This is a genomic window from Treponema sp. OMZ 798 (assembly GCF_024181385.1).
Taxonomy (GTDB): domain Bacteria; phylum Spirochaetota; class Spirochaetia; order Treponematales; family Treponemataceae; genus Treponema_B.
This window is the reverse complement of sequence record NZ_CP051305.1, coordinates 1,664,015-1,683,154: the sequence shown is the minus strand read 5'-3', so window position 1 is coordinate 1,683,154 and position 19,140 is coordinate 1,664,015. Positions and strand designations below refer to the sequence as shown.

Annotated in this window: 16 protein-coding genes; 12 read left to right on the top strand and 4 right to left on the bottom strand. The window is 39.0% G+C overall.

What is annotated here, in order from left to right; all coding sequences use genetic code 11:
- Positions 1 to 18: 18 nt before the first annotated feature.
- The 4 genes from E4O07_RS07935 to E4O07_RS07920 all read left to right on the top strand — a co-directional run bounded on the left by E4O07_RS07935 (position 19) and on the right by E4O07_RS07920 (position 4,332).
- On the top strand, positions 19 to 1,329 hold the full coding sequence (locus E4O07_RS07935; protein WP_253684921.1) for a leucine-rich repeat domain-containing protein: 1,311 nt from the start codon (positions 19 to 21) through the stop codon (positions 1,327 to 1,329).
- A 38-nt stretch (positions 1,330 to 1,367) separates the two neighbouring features.
- Complete coding sequence (locus tag E4O07_RS07930; RefSeq protein ID WP_253684920.1) at positions 1,368 to 2,597, top strand: dicarboxylate/amino acid:cation symporter; 1,230 nt, start codon at positions 1,368 to 1,370, stop codon at positions 2,595 to 2,597.
- A gap of 25 nt (positions 2,598 to 2,622) precedes the next feature.
- The gene (locus E4O07_RS07925; RefSeq protein WP_253684919.1) at positions 2,623 to 3,252 is read left to right on the top strand and encodes an adenylate kinase; all 630 of its coding nucleotides are present in this window, start codon (positions 2,623 to 2,625) and stop codon (positions 3,250 to 3,252) included.
- Positions 3,253 to 3,441: 189 nt separating this feature from the next.
- Positions 3,442 to 4,332 (top strand): Rpn family recombination-promoting nuclease/putative transposase, encoded by an 891-nt coding sequence (locus tag E4O07_RS07920; protein WP_253684918.1) that lies wholly within the window; start codon positions 3,442 to 3,444, stop codon positions 4,330 to 4,332.
- A 49-nt stretch (positions 4,333 to 4,381) separates the two neighbouring features.
- Here E4O07_RS07920 and E4O07_RS07915 read toward each other — a convergent pair whose 3' ends face one another.
- Both E4O07_RS07915 and E4O07_RS07910 read right to left on the bottom strand, forming a co-directional pair.
- On the bottom strand, positions 4,382 to 5,374 hold the full coding sequence (locus tag E4O07_RS07915; RefSeq protein WP_253684917.1) for an IS3 family transposase: 993 nt from the start codon (positions 5,372 to 5,374) through the stop codon (positions 4,382 to 4,384).
- Between the two features lie 5 nt (positions 5,375 to 5,379).
- Positions 5,380 to 6,831, bottom strand: coding sequence for an ATP-binding protein (locus E4O07_RS07910; RefSeq protein ID WP_253684916.1), 1,452 nt, complete (start codon positions 6,829 to 6,831; stop codon positions 5,380 to 5,382).
- A gap of 177 nt (positions 6,832 to 7,008) precedes the next feature.
- Between E4O07_RS07910 and E4O07_RS07905 the strand changes: the two genes are divergently transcribed.
- From E4O07_RS07905 to E4O07_RS07875, 7 genes are all read left to right on the top strand, one after another.
- Positions 7,009 to 8,478: a hypothetical protein gene (locus E4O07_RS07905; RefSeq protein ID WP_253684915.1), complete on the top strand. Its 1,470-nt coding sequence runs from the start codon at positions 7,009 to 7,011 to the stop codon at positions 8,476 to 8,478.
- Entirely contained in the window at positions 8,479 to 9,462 is a 984-nt protein-coding gene (locus E4O07_RS07900) for an efflux RND transporter periplasmic adaptor subunit (RefSeq protein ID WP_253684914.1), read from the top strand.
- An 11-nt stretch (positions 9,463 to 9,473) separates the two neighbouring features.
- Positions 9,474 to 10,193 carry an ABC transporter ATP-binding protein gene (locus tag E4O07_RS07895; protein WP_253684913.1) on the top strand — a complete coding sequence of 240 codons (720 nt, stop codon included), beginning with the start codon at positions 9,474 to 9,476 and terminating at the stop codon, positions 10,191 to 10,193.
- On the top strand, positions 10,186 to 11,421 hold the full coding sequence (locus E4O07_RS07890; protein WP_253684912.1) for an ABC transporter permease: 1,236 nt from the start codon (positions 10,186 to 10,188) through the stop codon (positions 11,419 to 11,421). Before E4O07_RS07895 ends, E4O07_RS07890 begins: the two co-directional genes overlap by 8 nt.
- 30 nt (positions 11,422 to 11,451) lie before the next feature.
- Positions 11,452 to 12,489 carry an EF-P lysine aminoacylase GenX gene (locus E4O07_RS07885; RefSeq protein WP_253684911.1) on the top strand — a complete coding sequence of 346 codons (1,038 nt, stop codon included), beginning with the start codon at positions 11,452 to 11,454 and terminating at the stop codon, positions 12,487 to 12,489.
- Between the two features lie 88 nt (positions 12,490 to 12,577).
- The gene (locus tag E4O07_RS07880) at positions 12,578 to 13,666 is read left to right on the top strand and encodes a LysM peptidoglycan-binding domain-containing protein (RefSeq protein WP_253684910.1); all 1,089 of its coding nucleotides are present in this window, start codon (positions 12,578 to 12,580) and stop codon (positions 13,664 to 13,666) included.
- Positions 13,667 to 13,750: 84 nt separating this feature from the next.
- A complete protein-coding gene (locus E4O07_RS07875) occupies positions 13,751 to 15,793 on the top strand; it encodes a flagellar assembly lytic transglycosylase (RefSeq protein ID WP_253684909.1) in 2,043 nt (680 codons plus the stop codon).
- A 20-nt stretch (positions 15,794 to 15,813) separates the two neighbouring features.
- On the opposite strand, the gene E4O07_RS07870 is transcribed toward E4O07_RS07875, so the two are convergent.
- Both E4O07_RS07870 and E4O07_RS07865 read right to left on the bottom strand, forming a co-directional pair.
- Positions 15,814 to 17,295 (bottom strand): HDOD domain-containing protein, encoded by a 1,482-nt coding sequence (locus E4O07_RS07870; protein ID WP_253684908.1) that lies wholly within the window; start codon positions 17,293 to 17,295, stop codon positions 15,814 to 15,816.
- A 305-nt stretch (positions 17,296 to 17,600) separates the two neighbouring features.
- Positions 17,601 to 18,356 (bottom strand): NAD-dependent protein deacylase, encoded by a 756-nt coding sequence (locus E4O07_RS07865; RefSeq protein WP_253684907.1) that lies wholly within the window; start codon positions 18,354 to 18,356, stop codon positions 17,601 to 17,603.
- A 102-nt stretch (positions 18,357 to 18,458) separates the two neighbouring features.
- Between E4O07_RS07865 and E4O07_RS07860 the strand changes: the two genes are divergently transcribed.
- On the top strand, positions 18,459 to 19,139 hold the full coding sequence (locus E4O07_RS07860; RefSeq protein WP_253684906.1) for a PrsW family intramembrane metalloprotease: 681 nt from the start codon (positions 18,459 to 18,461) through the stop codon (positions 19,137 to 19,139).
- The last annotated feature ends 1 nt before the right edge of the window (position 19,140 follow it).

The following is a 19,140-nucleotide window of genomic DNA, read 5'->3' as shown; positions in this document are numbered from 1 at the left end:
TATTGAAAGAGTCCGGCTATGTTAAAGACCTTAGCAGCTTTGATTATTTTTAGCTTCCTTGTTTTTTCGTGTTCCGAAAAGGAAGAAAAAATAGGGGTTGAAAATAAAGAAGCACAAGCTGCGCCCGGTTCACAAGCCGGACTTATCCTTGAAAAAAAAGATAAGGGCCTTCAATCAACTGATAACGAGAAAAATAAGGCTGAGGCCTTATACCAAAAAGCCTTAAATGAAGCCTCCCTTATTTTTGAATTTGAGGCTGTAAACAAAAAAATCGGTTTAAGCGTTAAAGCCGATAAAAACATCAAAATTGAAGGTGCCGTCCCTTCGGAAATCCCTGCCGACGGTTCAGTAACCGAAATATTTATAGCAAAAAATTCTCTTGCATTCTTGGGCGATATAAAAGAGCTTAAAATCCATAATGCAGAAATTTTAAGCAGAGTTAAAATAATAAAGGCTCCGTCTTTGAAGCTCTTGGATATCTCTTTTTCGGGTTTAAAGAATATAGAATTTTTCGACTGTCCTTCTCTTGAAAATCTGATTCTTGAAGGAAATAAGAAAATGGATAAGCCTGATTTTTCTTCGTTAAAAGACTTAAAAAAACTTGGCTTAGCTAAAACAACGATTCAAGAGGTAGATTTTTCCGCTTTTCCCGGTCTTGAATACCTTGATATAAGCTATGTAAACTTAAAAGCCCTTGATCTTACAAAAAACGTTGAGCTAAAAGAGCTTGATTGTGAAAATTCCGGTTTAACTAATCTTGACTTAACCAAAAATATAAAATTAACCAGACTTAATTGCAGGGCTAATAAACTTAACGACTTGATTCTTTTTCAAAACAAGGAGCTCAAGTTTTTAGATTGCGGAAAAAACGAGCTCGATAAACTTTTGATAAGTCTTAACACAAAGCTTCAAAAACTTTCTTGCGATTCCAATGAAATAAAGGATTTGGATATTTCTTCGTTGAAGGAGCTTGAAGAGCTTTATTGCTACCGCAACAAAATAGAAAATCTTACCCTGAGTTCAAATTCTAAGTTAAAAAATCTTTTTTGCTTCGAGAATGAGATTAACGAAAAATCAATGAAGGCTCTCTTCGATTCTTTAATCGCAGGGGACGGATACGATTTTAAAACCCTTGTGGTCTATGCCGAAAAAAATCCCAATCTGACATACAAGGTAGATAAATACTTCGACCATAATTTTGTGCCTAGCCAAGAAATGCTTAATTCCGCATCTTTTAAATTTTGGAAGGTCTATTTTACCCTTTACGGTCTTGAAGATATGAGCAGTATAATCGACTCCCTTGTTCAAACAACGGGAGAAGCTTTTTAGTCTATTGACTCAATCATTTTCTTTTTGTAAAATGAACCATGAAAATTTGGATAAAATATCTTATAGGTTCTGCTCTAGGTATTATAATTGCAGTCCTTTCTTCTTCCGATAGTGCGTTTTTTAATGCAGCTGTTGATTTTGCTTCTAATATTGCTATTCAATTCGGCCGCTATTCCTTATATCCCGTTTTATTTTTTGGGTTTACCGTAAGTATATCTAAATTGCGCGAAAGCCGTTCATTACTAAAACTTTCGATATATATTGCCGTCTTTATTATTCTTTCGTCCTTTTTGGCAGCCTTTTTAGGTTTGATTTCTATTTCTATCAGCTCTCCGCCGAGAATACCTATCTTTGTTGAAGAGACAAGTTCTGTCGAAAATTTGGGCGTTATGGAGTCCTTTTTACGGCTGTTTCCTTCAAGCGCCTTTGAAGCCCTTATGGACGGACTTTATATTCTTCCCCTCTGTATCTTTGCAGGTTTTGCAGGGGCCGCTTGTGCCGTCGATAAAAATATTTCAAAGCCTGCTTTAACCCTCTTTGATTCGCTTTCCAGAATTTCTTATGCCGTTATGGCCTTTTTTGTAGATATGTTTTCGATAGGGCTTATAGCCGTATCGGTGAACTGGTTTATCAAGTTTCAAGCCATGCTTTCTACCAAATTTTTTACGGGTCTGGTTGTACTTTTGTTGATAGATTTTTTTATAATAGCCTTAATCATATATCCTATAATCTTAAAAATAATATGCAGGGATATAAATCCTTATAAAATTCTTTATGCTTCGATAGCCCCTGTTTGTGCTGCCTTTTTTTCGGGCGATACCAATTTAACTCTGCCTGTCTTATTGCGCCATTCCAATGAGAGCTTGGGTGTAAGAAGGAGAATTTCTTCAGTATCCTTGCCTGTTTTTTCGGTTTTTGGCAGGGCTGGGAGTGCAATGGTCGTTACGATCAGTTTTATCGTAATTTTAAAGTCCTATTCCAGTTTGGGTATAAGCGTAAAGGATATGTTTTGGCTTGTAGGTGTTTCAACCGTTTTTTCATTCTTTTTGGGCCGTTTCCCCGTAACGGGAACCTACGTTTCCCTTGTTGCAGTTTGTGCTATATACGGCAGGGGCTTTGAATCGGGCTTTTTAATTTTGCGCCCGGCAGCCTTTTTTATAGGCTCGGTAGCTGCCGCAATTGATGCCTTAACCGCCATGGTGGGAACATACATAATCGGCCACTTATCTAAAATGACCAATACACGCACTTTAAGGTTCTTTATATAAATATTGTTAAAAAAGGAAGAGAAAAATGAACTGTATTTTTTTGGGCCCTCCGGGCGCAGGAAAGGGAACCCTCGCTTTTGAGGTTTCAAAATCGTATAAGATCCCCCATATTTCAACCGGAGATCTTTTTAGGGCTGCAATAAAGGATCAAACCGATTTGGGAAAAAAGGTTAAGGCTGTCATTGATTCCGGGGCCTTGGTAAGCGACGATCTTACAATCGCCCTTGTAAAGGAAAGATTGGAAAAGGATGACACCAAAAAAGGCTTTATTCTGGACGGCTTTCCCCGTACAATTGCTCAGGCCGATGCTTTGGAGCATATAGTGAAAATTGATTCCGTTGTCAACTTCGATATAAGCGATGATGAGGTTATCAAGCGGCTTTCAGGAAGACGGGTTTGTTCCTCATGCGGTCAAAGTTTTCATATCGAATTCGTAAAGCCGAAAAAAGAAGGTATTTGCGACTCATGTTCGGGAGAGCTCATTACCCGCCCCGACGATAAAATCGAAGCTATCCAAAAGCGCCTTGAGACTTACAGAAGTCAAACAGCCCCGCTTATAGATTATTATGCAAAAAAGAAATTAATAGTAGATATAGATGCCCGCCCGGCAACAGACAAGGTATTAGCTTCTTTTGAAAATAAATTCCCGCATTAACTGCGAAGTACAAAGTGCGAGTGTCGAAGTACAAATGGCATTCGCACTTTGCCGTTTGATAAAAACTAGTTTTCTGTGCTCGACATTTCCTAATTTTTTTAAATTTTACTATCTATTACAAACAATCTCTATAATAATTATGAAAGGGAAAATTTTTCTTCTTTTAAAAAATTATTGAAGAGGTGAAATATGAAAAAACTTTTTAAAATAACCCTCCGCAATGATTACGCTTTTAAACGTATATTCGGAACAGAGGAAAATAAGGATGTTTTACAGGATTTTTTAGAATGTATCTTAGACATTCCGCCTGAAACTATCGCAGGTTTGGAGCTGCTGGACAAGGAGTTTCATAAGGAACTTATAACTGAAAAATTGGGCATCTTGGATATCAAGTTACGGCTAAAAGACGACACCTTTGTCGATATTGAAATTCAAAATAGGTGGCATCGTGATTTTCCTGAAAGGACCTTATATTATTGGTCTAAAATGTACAACGAGGGTATAAAACAAGGTCAAGACTATACAAAACTTCCAAAGTGTATTACAATAAACTTGATAGGGGAAGGCTTTAACAAAAATAGGCGTTTACACAACAAGTATGTTGTATTGGAGCAAGATACAAAAGAGCCCTTAGTTTCAAAACTTGAGATTCATATATTAAACCTTGAAAAGGCAAGGCTTTTAAAAGAAGGTCAATGCAAAAATGATAAAACAAAACACTTATTAAATTGGCTGAAATTTATCGAAACTGACGATCCGGAGGTACGTAATATGCTGGCACAAGAATCACCGATGATGAGAAAAGCAAATGCAACGATAGAAATTATGGAAATGAGCCCCAGAGATAAGTGGCTATACGAGTCCCGAATGAAATACGAACACGATAGAGCTTCATGTATAAGTGAGGGGTATCATCAAGGTATGCAACAAGGTCTTGAACAAGGTCTTGAACGCGGCTTTGCTGATGGTGCATACCAAAATAAGCTTGAAACTGCAAAAAACTTGCTTGATATAGGGCTTGCCGTAGAAATTATTTCAAAAGTTACAGGTCTTAGTAAAGAAGAGGTGGAGAAGCTGTAAATTAGGGGGAAAGGGAAACTTGTGAACTGCCCCCACATTTTAGGACAGTTTAAGCATATTTTTCGACCGGCGGCTGCCAGCCGAGATTCTTTTGAATACGCTCATTATTGTAATATTTTATAAAATTGTCAATCAGAGCTCTCACTTCTTGTTCTGTCGGAGTTCTGATTTTTATTAGCTCGTTATATCCGCTTTCTATTTTGAGAGTTCCGAAAAAATGTTCCATACAGGCATTATCCCGGCAGGTTGCCCTACGGCTCATACTTTGAATGATTTTCTTTTCCCTAAGGCGATTTGTATATGCTTTGGAAGTGTATACTGCGCCTTGATCGGAATGGAGAAGCGCTCCGGGTTCAAGGCATGGAAGTTTATCCAACATATCCATAACCGGTTTTTCATCATTATGAGTCGACATGTGGTATGCACTAATCTGATTTCTATATAAATCAAGCACAGGACTTAGATACAACCATCCTTTTGTGGTACGAAAATATGATACATCCGTACAGAGTTTTTTAAGCGGTTCTGCTGCATAGAATTGACGATTCAGAATATTCTCAGGTAGGTTTTGCTTGTTTTGCTTGCGCTGCTCGTAATAATGTTTAGGAAACTTTCTTCTTCTATTCTTCGCAAGAAGGCCATATGCTCGGCAAATACGCTCGATGCGCTTGTGATTCACAAGAACACCGAATTTTTGTCTTATAATATTCGCTTTCGCCTTGTTTCCTCGCCGTAATAGGACTTCCTTGGGCAGTTTCTTAAGCAAAGTTACGATTTGTGCATCCTTCTGTGCCTGACTGTCGTTCTTCCGGTTATAATAGAATGTTGACTTTGAAACTCCTGCAACTTTACACAATTTCCGTATCTTCGTGTGCGGTGCTATTGATAGGCAGTCCTCCATCGTTTTCAAAACGAGTTTTTTTTTACCTTGTTTTGCAAGTTCCGCTTCGATATTCTTTGCATAGGTTTCCCAAAAAAGAGCAGCCGTTTTATAATATTCAAGGTCGCACTCTTCGTTGTTAATTTTCTTTTTCCGAGTCATAGTTGTTATTTCATGCAGATGTAGATTGTATCATCGGTGTGAAGCACGCAATCGGCTCTTCCTTTTGAGCTTACTACCTCTGTTTGTACAAACTGCCCCATGAGGCTGAAAATTATGTAAAATGCTATCTGGTAATCCCTTTCCCTCATCTGCACATTTTCCTTTGAAGCAAGACTGTAAGGAAGGCCTGCGCAAGCCGCATACATTCTTTTCATAAAGGATTCGGTTTTGCCATTTTCGATATCTCTTACAAAATTTGCGATAAATAAACCGCTTGCATCCTTTGCAATAGAGGTATAAGCAGGCACAAGGTTATCCAAAAAACCGTATTTTACTTCGTCATTGGGAAAGCCTAATTTGTAAAGCTGAAATTCCTTGTCATAATCTTTTATCGTTAAATAACCCGATTGGAATAAAATGGGAATAGGGTTATTCATATCGGGGCGGTAATCCTGTAAGGCATTTTCGCTCATTTCCGCATCTTCCAAAATATCGCGAATGTAAATTTCTTTTTGATGTTCTAATGTTCTGACCAAAAATGTGGGCGTTCCTGTTGCAAACCAAAAGCTGCGGAATACCTTTCCTGCAAAGACATTTAAGAGGCTGAACGGATTATACACATTTACAAAGTTTTCTGAAAAATGATAGCCGTCATATTTTTGTTTTAGCTTTGTGAGGGTCTCATCTTCGGTCAAATCTTGAGCTTTTCCAAGCGCGATTATTTCGGGTTTAAAAACTTCTTCCATTTCTTTTTGAGTAATACCGCATACAGCATCATAATCGGGAAGCATACTTATGTCCCGCAAATTGTTTAAATCGCTAAAGATGCTGACCTTGCTGAATTTGGTAACCCCCGTTAAAAAGGCAAAACGGATATAGTCATCACAAGACTTAATTACCCCGTAAAAACCTTTTAAGATACGCCTATACTCTTCGTTTAAGGGTTCATTTATAATCATGGTTTCAAGGAGAGGTTTATCGTATTCGTCCACGAGAATAACAACTTGCCTGCCGGTTGTCTCGTAAATCTTTTTTATCAGGTTTTTAAAGCGGTCGGGGATATCGAGTCCTGTGCTTTTGTAGATTTCTTCGTATTCGTTAAAAAACGAAAGAAAACGGTTTATAAGACTCTCCCTTGTATCATAAATCCCCGCATTAAAATCCAAGTGGAGAACAGGATAATTTCCCCAGGATTCGCGCCCTTCTTTTTCCGCCTGCCTTTGTTCTGCTTCTTCAATATAAAGCCCTTTAAAAAGTTCTTTTTTACCTAAAAAGTAAGCCTTTAAGGTGGAAAGAAAAAGACTTTTACCGAAACGGCGCGGACGGCCTAAAAAGTATACTCTGCTTTCGGCTGCAAGTTTCAATATATATTCCGTTTTATCTATATAGACAAAGCCCTCATTACGCAAAACCGAAAAACTTTGAACACCAATAGGCAGTCTTCGAATATCGCTCATTTTCTACCCACCCCTGTAAAGTAATTCATAATTAGGAATTAATTGTAGCATATTTTTTAAACTTTTATAAGGGGAATCCGGCTTTTATAGTCATCCATCCGTAGATCCATCCCGATCCTTGACTTTTTTATTATTTTTTTGTAATTTTAATGCCGTGCAATTCCATAAGGATTAAAAATGCTAAAAAATAAACACAACCATTTTTATATTTCTCTTTTTCTTTTCTTAGGTACTCTTTTTGCGGAAGAAAATGTTTATGCAGACAAAAATATTTATGTTCAAGAAAATATTTATAAGAATATTTTGGAATACCGCTATAAAAATGATCCCGATCTTATTTTGACTGAAAACGAAGCAAAAATAGCCTTAAATAATTATAAATCCGTAAGACTTAACTCCATTTTTGTCTTTAATTTTGGTTCTACCTTAAATTTTAATCTTAGCACCGAAAAAGATAAAACTTTTTTTTCCATCGATCCCTCGGTTTCGGCGGGGCTGCCTCTTTATAATAATCTTGGACTAAAGCTGTCGGCTCCTTATTCTTATACGGGAAATGAAATGCAGCGCACATCAGGCTTTTCTCTCGCCCTGTCGGGAGATATTTACAGTCAAGCCCGCAAAAGAAAAAAGCAGGAGATTGAAGCCTCATTGGATGCTCTTAAAGAGGCCGAAAAGAAGGCCGGGATGAAAAAAGAGCTTGCCGACAATAAACTTTTAAGCGACATTCAAAAGATTTTAAGCGAGTATTCTGGGCTTCTTGCAAAGCGCCTTGCCGGCATTCAGGCCGATATAAACTACAAGCAAATTCTTGCAGAAGGATATTCTCAAACCTCTTCCAAATTAAGAACCGCCCGGCTTAATTTGATAAGTGCCGAGCGGGCCGAAAAAGAAACAGAATTTTCTTTTGAAGTGTCTGCCCGTCTTTTTTTTGAATCCTGCGGTCTTAAAATAGAAAAAAAAGATGAGGATGCTTTTTTTATAAATCTTGCAAAAAGCATACCTCAGCAAAAATTGATTTCTATCGAAAATCTAAAAGCCGAAAACTATAAGCCCCTTATCAAAGCTGAAAGGGCCTATGACAAACTCCTCGAAAAAAATAAAATGGATTTAAGCCCATTTTCGGCTTCTGCCAATTTAGCTTATTCGTATACCGATTCATATACGAGTAAGACCAAGAGTTTAAGTTCCGGTCTTTCTATGATGTTGCCGGGAGTGAATATTAATACGGGGCTTACCATGCCCTTGGAAAAGGCTTCAGTTCCTTCTATGCAGATATCTTTTTCGGTAAACCCGCTGGCAATTTATGATTATTCTCTTAGCAAAAAGAATGCGGCCCTGACCGAATCAGGCGAAAAGATAAAGCTCGGCACCGTAAGGCAAAACTTTGCCAAGGACTTCAACACTTTTAAGCTTAAGTGGGAACGGCTTGAATGGCAGCAAATCCGTTATGCCGAAGAGCTGGACATTTATAAAGAAAATGCCGAAGAACATGCAAAATGGTTTGAGCGGGGACTTATAAACTCTCTGGAGAATAGGCAGGCCTACTTACAATATATTAACGCGCTTTTGGGTTTGACCGATTCTCATATTGCCGTAAATGCTTTTAATGCCGAAATAAAAGATGCTTTCAATATAGAGGAAAAATAAATGCAGGATAAAAAACGGAAAAAGAGTAAAAGGGTTATTTTGATAATATTAACCGTAATTATAACGCTTTCGATAGTTTGGATTCTTTTTTTACCTAAAAAGAGAACTGAAGATTTTTCTCGAACAGTCACAGTAACGAAAGAAATAATACGGGATATAATTCAAATCTCAGGTTATATTCAGCCCGCCCAACAGCAAAACCTTCAATCACCGGGAGAGGGCCTTATAAAGAAGGTTGCGGTAAAGGAGGGAGATACCGTAAAAAAAGGCGACCTTATCTTTGCCCTTGACAATACCTATCAAACCTTTCAGGTTGCAAAACAGGAATTTCTCATTGAAAAGGAACAATTACAAGGTTATTCCAAGAACCTTGAATTGATGAAACTTGAGCTTGAATCTTTAAAACGAGCCCTGAGGGATAGAAGCGTTTATGCAAAGTTTGACGGTATAGTCGTTTCCTTTGATTTGACCGAAGGCTCCTATGTTATGCCCAAGGATAATTTCGGAGTCATTATAGACCGCTCCTTTTTTAAATCCACAGTGGATGTTTCCGAAAGGGATGTTCCAAGGTTAAAGATAGGGCAGAAGGTCATCCTTAACTTTCAAGCCTTGGGAGATGAAGAGGTTGAAGGCCGCGTTACCTACCATTCTTCTATAGCCAAATCCAGTGCCCAAAGGGGTTCCACTGTGATAGAAACAAAGATAGTTGTCGATAAGCTCCCCGAGAACGTCTTGCCCGGCTATTCTTTTAGCGGCAGCATCATTGCAGGAGAAGACGAAGAGGTTCTCCTTTTGGATCAAGCGGCAATTTCCTACGATAAGGGCGAGCCCTACGTTGAAAGACTTCTTGAAAACGGAAAGGTTGAGAGAGTAAATATCGAGGTGGAAGCCTATACTCCGGGTACCGTAAAGGTCTTGTCGGGCTTAAAGGAAGGGGACACTCTGAGGGTGAACACTCCGGGCATGACGCCTCCTGCTTGGTAGAGGTTTTAGTTATGGCCGATATTATACGCCTTGAAAATGTAGTTAAAACCTTTGAGATGGGAGAAACAACCGTTAGGGCACTTGCCGGGGTTTCCTTTAAAATAGAAGAATCTTCTTTTGTTTCTATAATGGGGCCGTCGGGCTCTGGTAAGTCCACCTGCATGAATATGATAGGCTGTCTCGACAGGCCGACTTCGGGGAAAATTTATGTGGACGGTGTAATCACTGCCGACATGACAGAAAACGAGCTTGCCGCCTTACGGAATAAAACCGTAGGCTTTGTTTTTCAGCAATACTACCTCCTTCCCAATCTAAATGTGCTTGAAAACGTAATGCTCCCCTTGAGATATCAGGGGCTTTCCTTAGATAAAAGAAAAAAACGGGCTGCAGAAGAGCTTGAAAAGGTTGGCCTTTCCGACAGGTTAAAACACAGGCCGGGTGAGCTTTCAGGCGGACAAAAGCAGAGGGTTGCCATCGCGAGGGCCCTTGTTACAAATCCTAAGATTATTTTGGCCGATGAGCCCACGGGTGCCCTTGATTCCGAAACGGGACATTCTGTCTTGGATCTTTTTATAACGATAAACAAAACGGGGACAGCCGTCATAATGGTAACTCACGATCAAGAAATTGCTTCTCTTGCTCCCCGTTCAATCCATCTAAAAGACGGGCTTGTGGTAGCCGATTCCCTTAATGCCGCCGATTTTAAACAAAAAGGGGAAGAAAATGTTTGAGGATTTTATAAATGCCCTTCATAATTTTAAAACGAACAAGATGCGAACCCTTCTTTCCCTGTTGGGTATAGTTATAGGCGTTACCTCAGTTATAATTGTTACGAGTCTTGCAAGCTCTCTTTCAAACAGCATGGTAAAAGAATTTGAAGAGTTCAGCATGGATATAATCAACATAGGCACTCAGAGGGGAAACCCCGAATTCGGAGATGAGGAGTTTATAAAGTTTGACGAGGTCTTCCGCAAGAAACTCAAACAAAAAATCCCCGAGATAAAACGCGTTTTTTATTCAAACCGTTTTCAAGCCGCAGTTGTAAGGAATAACTTGCGGATTGAAATTAGCGATATAGAGGGAATAGAGGCCGAAAGGCTTGAGTCTCACCGAGTGGTCATGGATTACGGTAGTTTTTTTTCTTCTTCGGATTATTCTACGGGAGCGGAAAAGGCAATTATAGGCGACAGGATAGCTTATCAGCTTTTTCCTGAAGGCCGCGCTGTCGGGAAATTTATTACCTTGCAGATTCCTTCAAGCGGAGAAAATGCTCCTCCCCATATTGTGCGCCTTCAAGTTATAGGTGTTGTAAAGACTAAGAACACATGGGTGCTGCGCACTTCGGATGCCGTCTTTGTCCCAAGAAAATTTGCTATGAGTAAGCTGCCGGGAAAAATGGCTGATGCTGTTTGGACAGCAGAAGTCGTTATCTTTGAGCCTAAGGACACTTCAAAGGTTGAGGCAAAGATTCATGATTTTTCAGAAGAATTATCGGGAGGAAACCGCTTTGCTATCTGGGTTTACTCTGCCCGCCAGCAATTTGAACAGATGAATAAGATTACGGGGATGGTGGGGCTTGTGCTTTCGGCCATTGCAGGCATATCCCTCCTAGTCGGAGGCATTGGCATTATGAACATAATGCTTGTTACGGTTACCGAACGCCGAAAAGAAATAGGAATACGGAAAGCTCTCGGGGCTACAGGCAAAGCAATAAGGATGCAGTTTTTAATAGAGTCGGCATCTCTTACTCTTACAGGGGGGCTTATAGGGATTGTGCTGGGGCTTGTGATCAGTAAACTGATTGTAAACTTCTTTTTTCCGCCCGAAATCGTTTTTTTGCCCAATTTTTCGGGCTCCCTTATAGCCTTTTCGGTAAGTGTATGTACAGGCATCTTTTTCGGCCTTCATCCTGCGATCAAGGCTTCAAGGCTGGATCCTGTGCAAGCCCTCGCGGAATAGAAACTCTTTACAAATACTTGAGGTCTATTTATGGATATTGAAGCTTTGGAATTGCGTGCCCTGACCATTCAGGCTGCAAGGGAATTTTTTATTAAAAAGAACTATCTGGAATTGGATACTCCTGCTCTTTCGGGAGAGCTCATCCCTGAAACTTGTTTGGAAGTTTTTAAAACGGAGTATCTAAGCCCTGCCGCATCAAAGGGATTGAACGAAAAAAAGCTTCTTTTTTTGGTGCCTTCCCCCGAAGTTTATATTAAGCCCGTCATTGCCCAAACTTCCCGCTCGGTTTTTCAAATCTCCAAATGCTACCGCAATGTAGAGTCTATAGGCAATATCCATAGCCCCGAATTTACCATGCTTGAATATTACACTGTAAACGCAAACTATAAGGATTCCGTAAAGATAACCGAAGCGTTTTTAAATCATGTTGCCGAGAGGGTAAAAGAAAATCCTATAGCTGACGGGGAGGTTTTAAAAACCCTATCAAGGGGCTTTGACTGCCTTACCATGGATGAGGCTTTTAGAAAATATGCAGGAGTGCCTTTAAGCACCGAACATTCTCATGAAGAGCTTGCTGCCTATGCGGAAAAATTGGGCCTTGGCGAAGCTAAAAACTATTCGGATTGGAAAGAAGACGATTTATACGAGCTTATTTTGGTTCATGCGGTTGAACCCAATCTTCCCCAAAATAAGCTCATAGCCCTTTTGGACTATCCGGCCTTTGTCCCCTGCCTTGCCCAAGAAAATTCTCAAAAAGTTTTAAACAAAAAAAACGAAGATCTCGAATGGAAGACGGTTGAGCGCTGGGAGGTTTATTTGAACGGCGTTGAGCTTGCAAACTGCTACACCGAAGAAAGAAATCCTGAAAAAATCGACTCTTATTTTAAAAATGAAAACGCATTAAAACAAAAAAATGCCCTTGTTCCTCATCCTCCGGTAAAGGATTTCGGGAAAATTTGCTCTAAGATGCCGCCTTGTTCCGGGGCTGCGATGGGCTTTGACCGTCTTATCATGCTTTTGGCGGGAAAAAAAACTCTCGCCCCTATAATTTATCATAATAATTTTTAAATTCATTGACAAGAACTTGTTTTGTGTTTAGAATAGTTATAGATGCTATAATTAACTATTTAAACTTGGAATTTTGCAGGAGGACGATATGGCTTCAAAAATAGGAATCAAACTTGCTGATGGGACCTTTTTCCCGATTTTGGACGAAGACGCTTTGTCGGAACAGTCTCTGGAATTGACCACAGTCAGAGATAATCAAGAGAGTGTTCAAATAAATTTATTTAAGCAATTTGAAGAAACAGAGCCTGAATATATAGGCTCCCTTATTGTGGAAGACGTTTCAATGGGGACTGCAGGAGATCCTACTATAAATTTAAAAATAAAACTTGATGAAGAAAAAAATCTTTCTGCCGAAGCCATAGATGAAGGATCAGGATCACATCAGTCTTTAAGGGTTTCCCTAAAAAATCTTGATGAGGCAAGTCTTGACGGTATAGACTTTGATTTTGCCTCCCTAGATGACTCGTCAGGTCTTGAAAGCGGTGATGATGATTATTTTATAAAAGAAAGCGATCTGTCATCAAAAGAAGATTCTTCTTTTGATGAATCTTTCGAATCTCATACTGCCGATTCTCAACTTTACGGTAATGATGAAGAAAGGCCTGAAAAAAAGAAAAAGATGCCTATGTGGCTTATAATTCTTATAATAATCCTCTGTATAACGGCCCTTGTATTTGCCATTCTTCTTTTGACTAAAAAAATGCCCTTTGCAGATAAGGATATGATAGCTTCCGCACCTGAAAAGGTTGAAAAGGTGCAAGAGCAAAAAAAAGACGTAAATGCTACGACCTCGAATGTTCCTAAGGAAGATGCTTCCGAAAAGGCAGCCGCCGAAGCTAAACGCAAGGCTGAGGAAGAAGCTAAACAAAAAGCCGAAGCCAAGAAAAAAGCTGAAGAGGAAGCTAAGCAAAAGGCCGCTGCTGAGGCTAAAAAGAAGGCGGAAGAAGAAGCTAAACGGAAGGCTGCTGCCAAGAAAAAGGCTGAGGCTCAAAAAAAATCGAATGTAACTTCCAAGGGAGCGGTAAGGTATAAGATCAAATGGGGTGATACCTTGTGGGATCTATCCGAGACCTTCTACAAAACACCTTGGCTTTACAAAAAGATAGCGGATTACAATAAAATTAAAAATCCCAATCTTATTATAGCCGGTACCTATATAGATATTCCGCCTAAATAAGTTTGAAGGGATAGTTTTATAAACTCTAAATTTTTTATACGCTTTGGTTTTGTCTTATTCTGCTTTTGCTTTTGCCTTTCGAGCTTGTCGTGTGCAGGTTCCTATGATAAGACCGCAGAAGATCGTTTAATTGAGGATCTGTATTCGGAAAATTTTTACCGTTTTTTAAAACCTCAGCCCTTGGAATTGAAACGATTATATAATACCGATCCTTCATCCTTATACTATATAGGCCTTGCTCTTAAAAAAGCGAGGGTAAGGTCTGCCGATAAAAAAATCTATGATGAATCGGCCAGGGCTTATTTTGAGTATGCGGTAAAAAATACTCCTATGCCGTATAAAAAACTGGCCGATGATGAACTTTATGCGCTTTTATCCAATGAAGAAAAACTTAAAAAGCTTGAAGAAAAGCTTGCCGGTTTGGAAGCCGCTCAATCGGAGGCAGAAAAAGAGAAGGCTGTAAGGTCCGAAATCCAAAGGCTCTTATTTTTATCGGGTAATTTAAAAAAAATGGACAAGGCCTTGCCTGACTATCTTAATGCTCAAAAATTTGATGCCGAACTTATTGAAGGCTTAGAGAATATCGAAAAGAATAAGACTGATTTAAAAGTCTACGGAGATGATTTTTTTAGAATTCTAACCGCAAGAAAATTAACATTTGAATCTAGGTTTAAAGATGCATGGCCTATTTTTAAAAACTTAATGGAAAAGGAAGATAATCCGTATTTTGAAAACAGGACTGTTCTTTCCGATGCAGGAAGGTCCGCCTTATCAGGCTCCTCCGATTATGCTGCAGATGCCCTTCTTTTTGAAAATAAGCTTGAACTTTACGAAAAAAAATCCGCAAAGCATTCGGATTACATCGTGCAAAAATACATGTACTCTTTTTATGCTGCCCGCCTGCGTTTAAAAATGGGCGGAAAGGAAAATACCGAAAAGGCGCTTTTACTTTTTAAAAAGGCTAAGACCTATCCGCCTCAAGCCTATGATTATGATGTTGCCCTTTGGTACATTCTCGATATAGAAAAAAATAGATCGTTTAAGGTATTTTTTGATGAGCTTTGTGTTTCTGCTCCTTCATGGAAAAATGTTTTAGTTTACGAAGAGCTTGCAGCTCATGCCTGTATGAAGCTGGTTCTTTCACGGGATTGGAAGGGCCTTGAAAAACTTCAAAAGGCTGTTCAAAAAACCAATCTTTTTTCGGCTCAGGCTCGCCTTTCCTATATTCTTGCACGCTCTAAAAACTTATCGGGTGAGGAGTCTAAAAAACTGTACCGTGAAGCCTATGAAAAAGACCATAATTCTTTTTATTACAGGCTTATGTCCGCTTATCAGCTTGGGCTTCCTATCGCATCTTCCCCATACGGAAAAAATTATAAAAGAAAAGGCTCCGGCTCCTTTTCGGAGGAAGATACCATACAAATTTTAAAAGGTTTTGTAAAATATAAACTTTATTCCCAATTGTACAATAAGATTACCGTTTTATATCCTCAAATCGGTACGGAAGATGCCGCTTTTTTTTCGCAAGTTTTATCCGAAAATTCTAATTATGCCGACTCCATGAGGATTATGACCTTTGCGGTCAACTCCGAAGGTGCCGAGTTTGGAGAAGAACACTTAAAGCTAATCTATCCCCGGCCTTGGCTTGAGTCTGTCAAAAGATATGCTGCCGAATACAATTTACCTGAATATCTTTTATATGCCCTGCTTAGAAGTGAAAGCTATTTTAAGCCTGAGGTTGTTTCCCATGCGGGAGCCATAGGGCTTGCCCAGCTGATGAAGCCCACGGCTGCCGATATTGCCCGCCGTCTAAAGCTGGAGACTTATGACCTTAACAATCCCGATACAAATATCCGTTTCGGAGCCTTCTATCTTTCGGATATGATACGCCGTAACGGAGGAAAAATTATGCATGCTCTTTTTTCATATAATGCAGGTCCCAATGCCGTCAAACGCTGGGTAAGGCAGGCCGGCGATTTGCCGACAGACTTATTTTTAGAAGGTCTTGCTTACGCAGAAACAAGAGGCTACGGCAGAAATGTTCTTGCTGCAGCAATTATATACGGGCATCTATATTACAATAAGAACTACCGCGAGATTATAAAGGAGCTTTTTCCTGATATTTAATGCTGATATTTTTATGGTTCTTACTTTGAAAAAGCGAATTCAAAGCGTTCACAAAGTTTTCGAAGCTGTTCTTCCGATTTTATTTTGAACCTTTTCAGCAAGGCTTCAGGAATCTGGTAGTAATCTATTTTTTCTTGTGAAAAATTGAGCATAAAGTCTGCAAAGCAAACGCTTTCAACCAATTCCCGGTGCTGTTCGGGTGCGTTTTCAAAATTATCCTGATATCTTATTGTTACTATTATCGGCTCAGGGAAATTCCATTTTTCTGCAAGGGTGGCTCCTATTTCTGCTTGAGCCATTCCGCTCATAATCATGTCCATAACTTGCGGAGGAATGTTCCTTTCGGCTTGAATTTCTGCCAGCTTTACAACCAGCTCAGGGTACATAGAGCCTAAGATGATTTTTCCAAGGTCATGCAGAAGGCCGCAAATATATGCGTCATCGACTATAGTACGTTTTCCTGTAAGTTTTGCAACATTTAAGGAGAAAAAGGCCAGCCTATAGGCATTTTCCCAAATTTGCTTTTGCTCTTTTTCTGTTGTTTCCAATATTTTGATGGTTCCCATCGAGTAAAGCAAGTTCTGTATGCCTCTTAAGCCTACGAACTTAACGGCTTCGACAATGTTCATACACGGCTTGGAAAGTCCGAATGCCACCGAGTTTACATGTTTTAAGAGGTCCGTTGCCAAGCCTATATCGCTGCTTATAAGCTGTGCAATCTTTTGCATCTTTGAGTCAGGATCGTTAATAGCCCTCTGTATCTGCATAATATTTTCGGGGAATTGTGGTATTTCGTTGATATATTCTACAATAGCCCTTGTAAGAGGTTCTGCTTCTTTTTTTAACTCTAATCTTAGGGGGATTGTAACTCGGTTTATTGTAACGCCGTCTACAACATCTATTTGATAGGCCTTTTCGTTTAGCCCCATCTTTTTAAGCATTAAAACCATTATTACAAGGCCCAAACCGGCTCCTTCGGTGTTGTCTAAAACTTGAGTAAAGGCCTCATCCAATGATGAAAATTGCCGTGCTCTGACTATTTTGTCAAAAATACGCTTAAATTCTTGGCGTGTCAGGGCCGAGTTATTGCTTACTTCAAGGACTATATTGTCATTTTTAAGTTGAAGGGCCATTTTGATATAGAGGCCGGCTTTTTTTTGAAGAGCAAGGTAATGCTCCATGTTTGATATTGTATCTTCTTTAAAATCCTTCATACCAAGGTCATAATCTTCGGCATCGGAAATATTTAGCCCTCTTTCTTTAAAATAGACCCTCTTGGTATTGGCTTTTTTTGCGTTTGTTGTGAGCTCATTTGTGTAGTATACGATGTAGTCTGTAATGTCTGTACAATGAAGCTGCTTTAAAAATTCGGAAATGACATCCGTTATATAAACTTCAGTTTCTTTAGGCAAAGTATATGAAGTTATAGCGATAGGAACACCCAAACGTATGGCCGTTTCAATTTTTTCTGAATCAACGATTATTCTTTTATCTTTTTCCATGAATAACATCCTAACACATAAATAAAAAAAAATAAATACCTTTTAAGCAATTTACTGTAAATCTTTCTCAATTATTTATCGGTTTTGATGTCTTAAATCTTAAATGCCTACACTGTATGTTATAGATAAAAAAATCGCTCCGGGAGTATGCGGACCGGAGCGATTAAAATAGAGTATAAACCATTCACATACAAATACTTTTATGAACGCTTTACGCAGGTAATTTTGGATAACTACCCGCAATCTGTGCCTAGATGTAAGTTACCATATTCTTACTTTTTTGTCAAGCGAATTTATAAAAAAAGTTATAAATTCTTTAATTTTTTGTCGATTTTTTCAAAGGTTTCTTCCAAATCATCGAATAAAATCTCGGCATAGGAGTCTAATTGAGTCGGCTGATTGTTTACGATCGCTATTTTGCCTCCGTTTCTTAAAGTATAGGCGGGGAGGGCTGCTGCAGGGTAGACCAAGAGGGTTGTACCCAGAACCAGCATAAAATCAGCTTTAGAGGCTTCAGCTTCTGCCTGCATCAGGGCTTTTTGAGGCAGGGCTTCTCCAAAAAAGGTTATAGCCGGTTTGATAGGACTTCCGCATTTGGGACATCGGGGTACTGCTCCGGTTTTAGCTGTTTTTGCCGTTTCCTCAAAAGTTTCTGTGTAAGAGCAGTTTATACAATAGTGAACGGAGGGGGAGCCGTGTATCTCAATTACGTTTTTGCTCCCTGCCTTTTGGTGGAGTAAATCAATGTTTTGGGTTATTACGGCTTTTAGAATATCTCTTGTTTCAAGCTCGGCTAGGACGGTATGCACGATTGCAGGTTTTTTTTCTTCCAATCCGTATATAAATTCCTTGGCCATTCCGTAATAAACGGAAGGATCCCGATGGAACACATCTATATCGAACATTTTTTCGGTATTAGGCTGTTTATAAAGTCCGTCCTTTCCCCGAAAATCCTTTATTCCGGCAAGCGTGCTTATTCCGGCTCCCGTAAAGGCAACGAGGTGTTTTGCGTTTATTATTGACGAAAAAAGCTTGTCATAATCATCTTTTTCTTTATCCATACTCTTTCCTCCCATAACAGTATAAGTTATTTTCCTATCAAAATAAAGACCTTGTCCGATAAACCCCTTGAATTTAATTCTTTTTCAATGTATGCTTTATATATGCAGATTGCCGCAATTATGTTTCTTTCTTTTGCACTTTCAATTGTTTGGGCTCTTATCATTAGAAGAAAAGAAAATTTATCGGTTAAACCATTATTATATATTTTTTTGTTTTCATTTTTTGCTGTCCTTATTTCGATTTTAATGCAGACCATCATATATTTTTTGTTTCAGGATTTTTTAAAAACTAAAAGCTATGCTTACGGCATTCTTTTTGACTGTTTTGTTCATTCTTCTTTGCCGGAAGAAGCTGTTAAGGCTCTGCTTTTTTCTATTTTTGTAAAATTGCTTTGGGCAGATAAGATGAAAAATATGGATGAGATTACTCCGGCTCAAACGAGGGCTAATATAAGAATCCTAATGCTTTTATCGGTTTTTTACGGTTTAATTTTTGCCTCTTTTGAAAATCTTGCTTATGTGATACGCTATCCCGAATCGATTTGGCTTAGATCTTTTACTTCAAATATCTTGCATGCAGGCTTAGGCGTATACTATCTTGAAATAAGTATGGTGCAAAAAACAAGGAATATTATAAGGCCTTTTCTTTTTACATGGATAATACACGGCCTTTATAATATGTTCTTTTCTATAGGTTCTTATTTTATGATTTTTGGAGCTGTCCTTGTGCTCTTTACGGTTTCTAATGCCGTGAACAGATATGACCGCTTTAAGAGTAATTAGC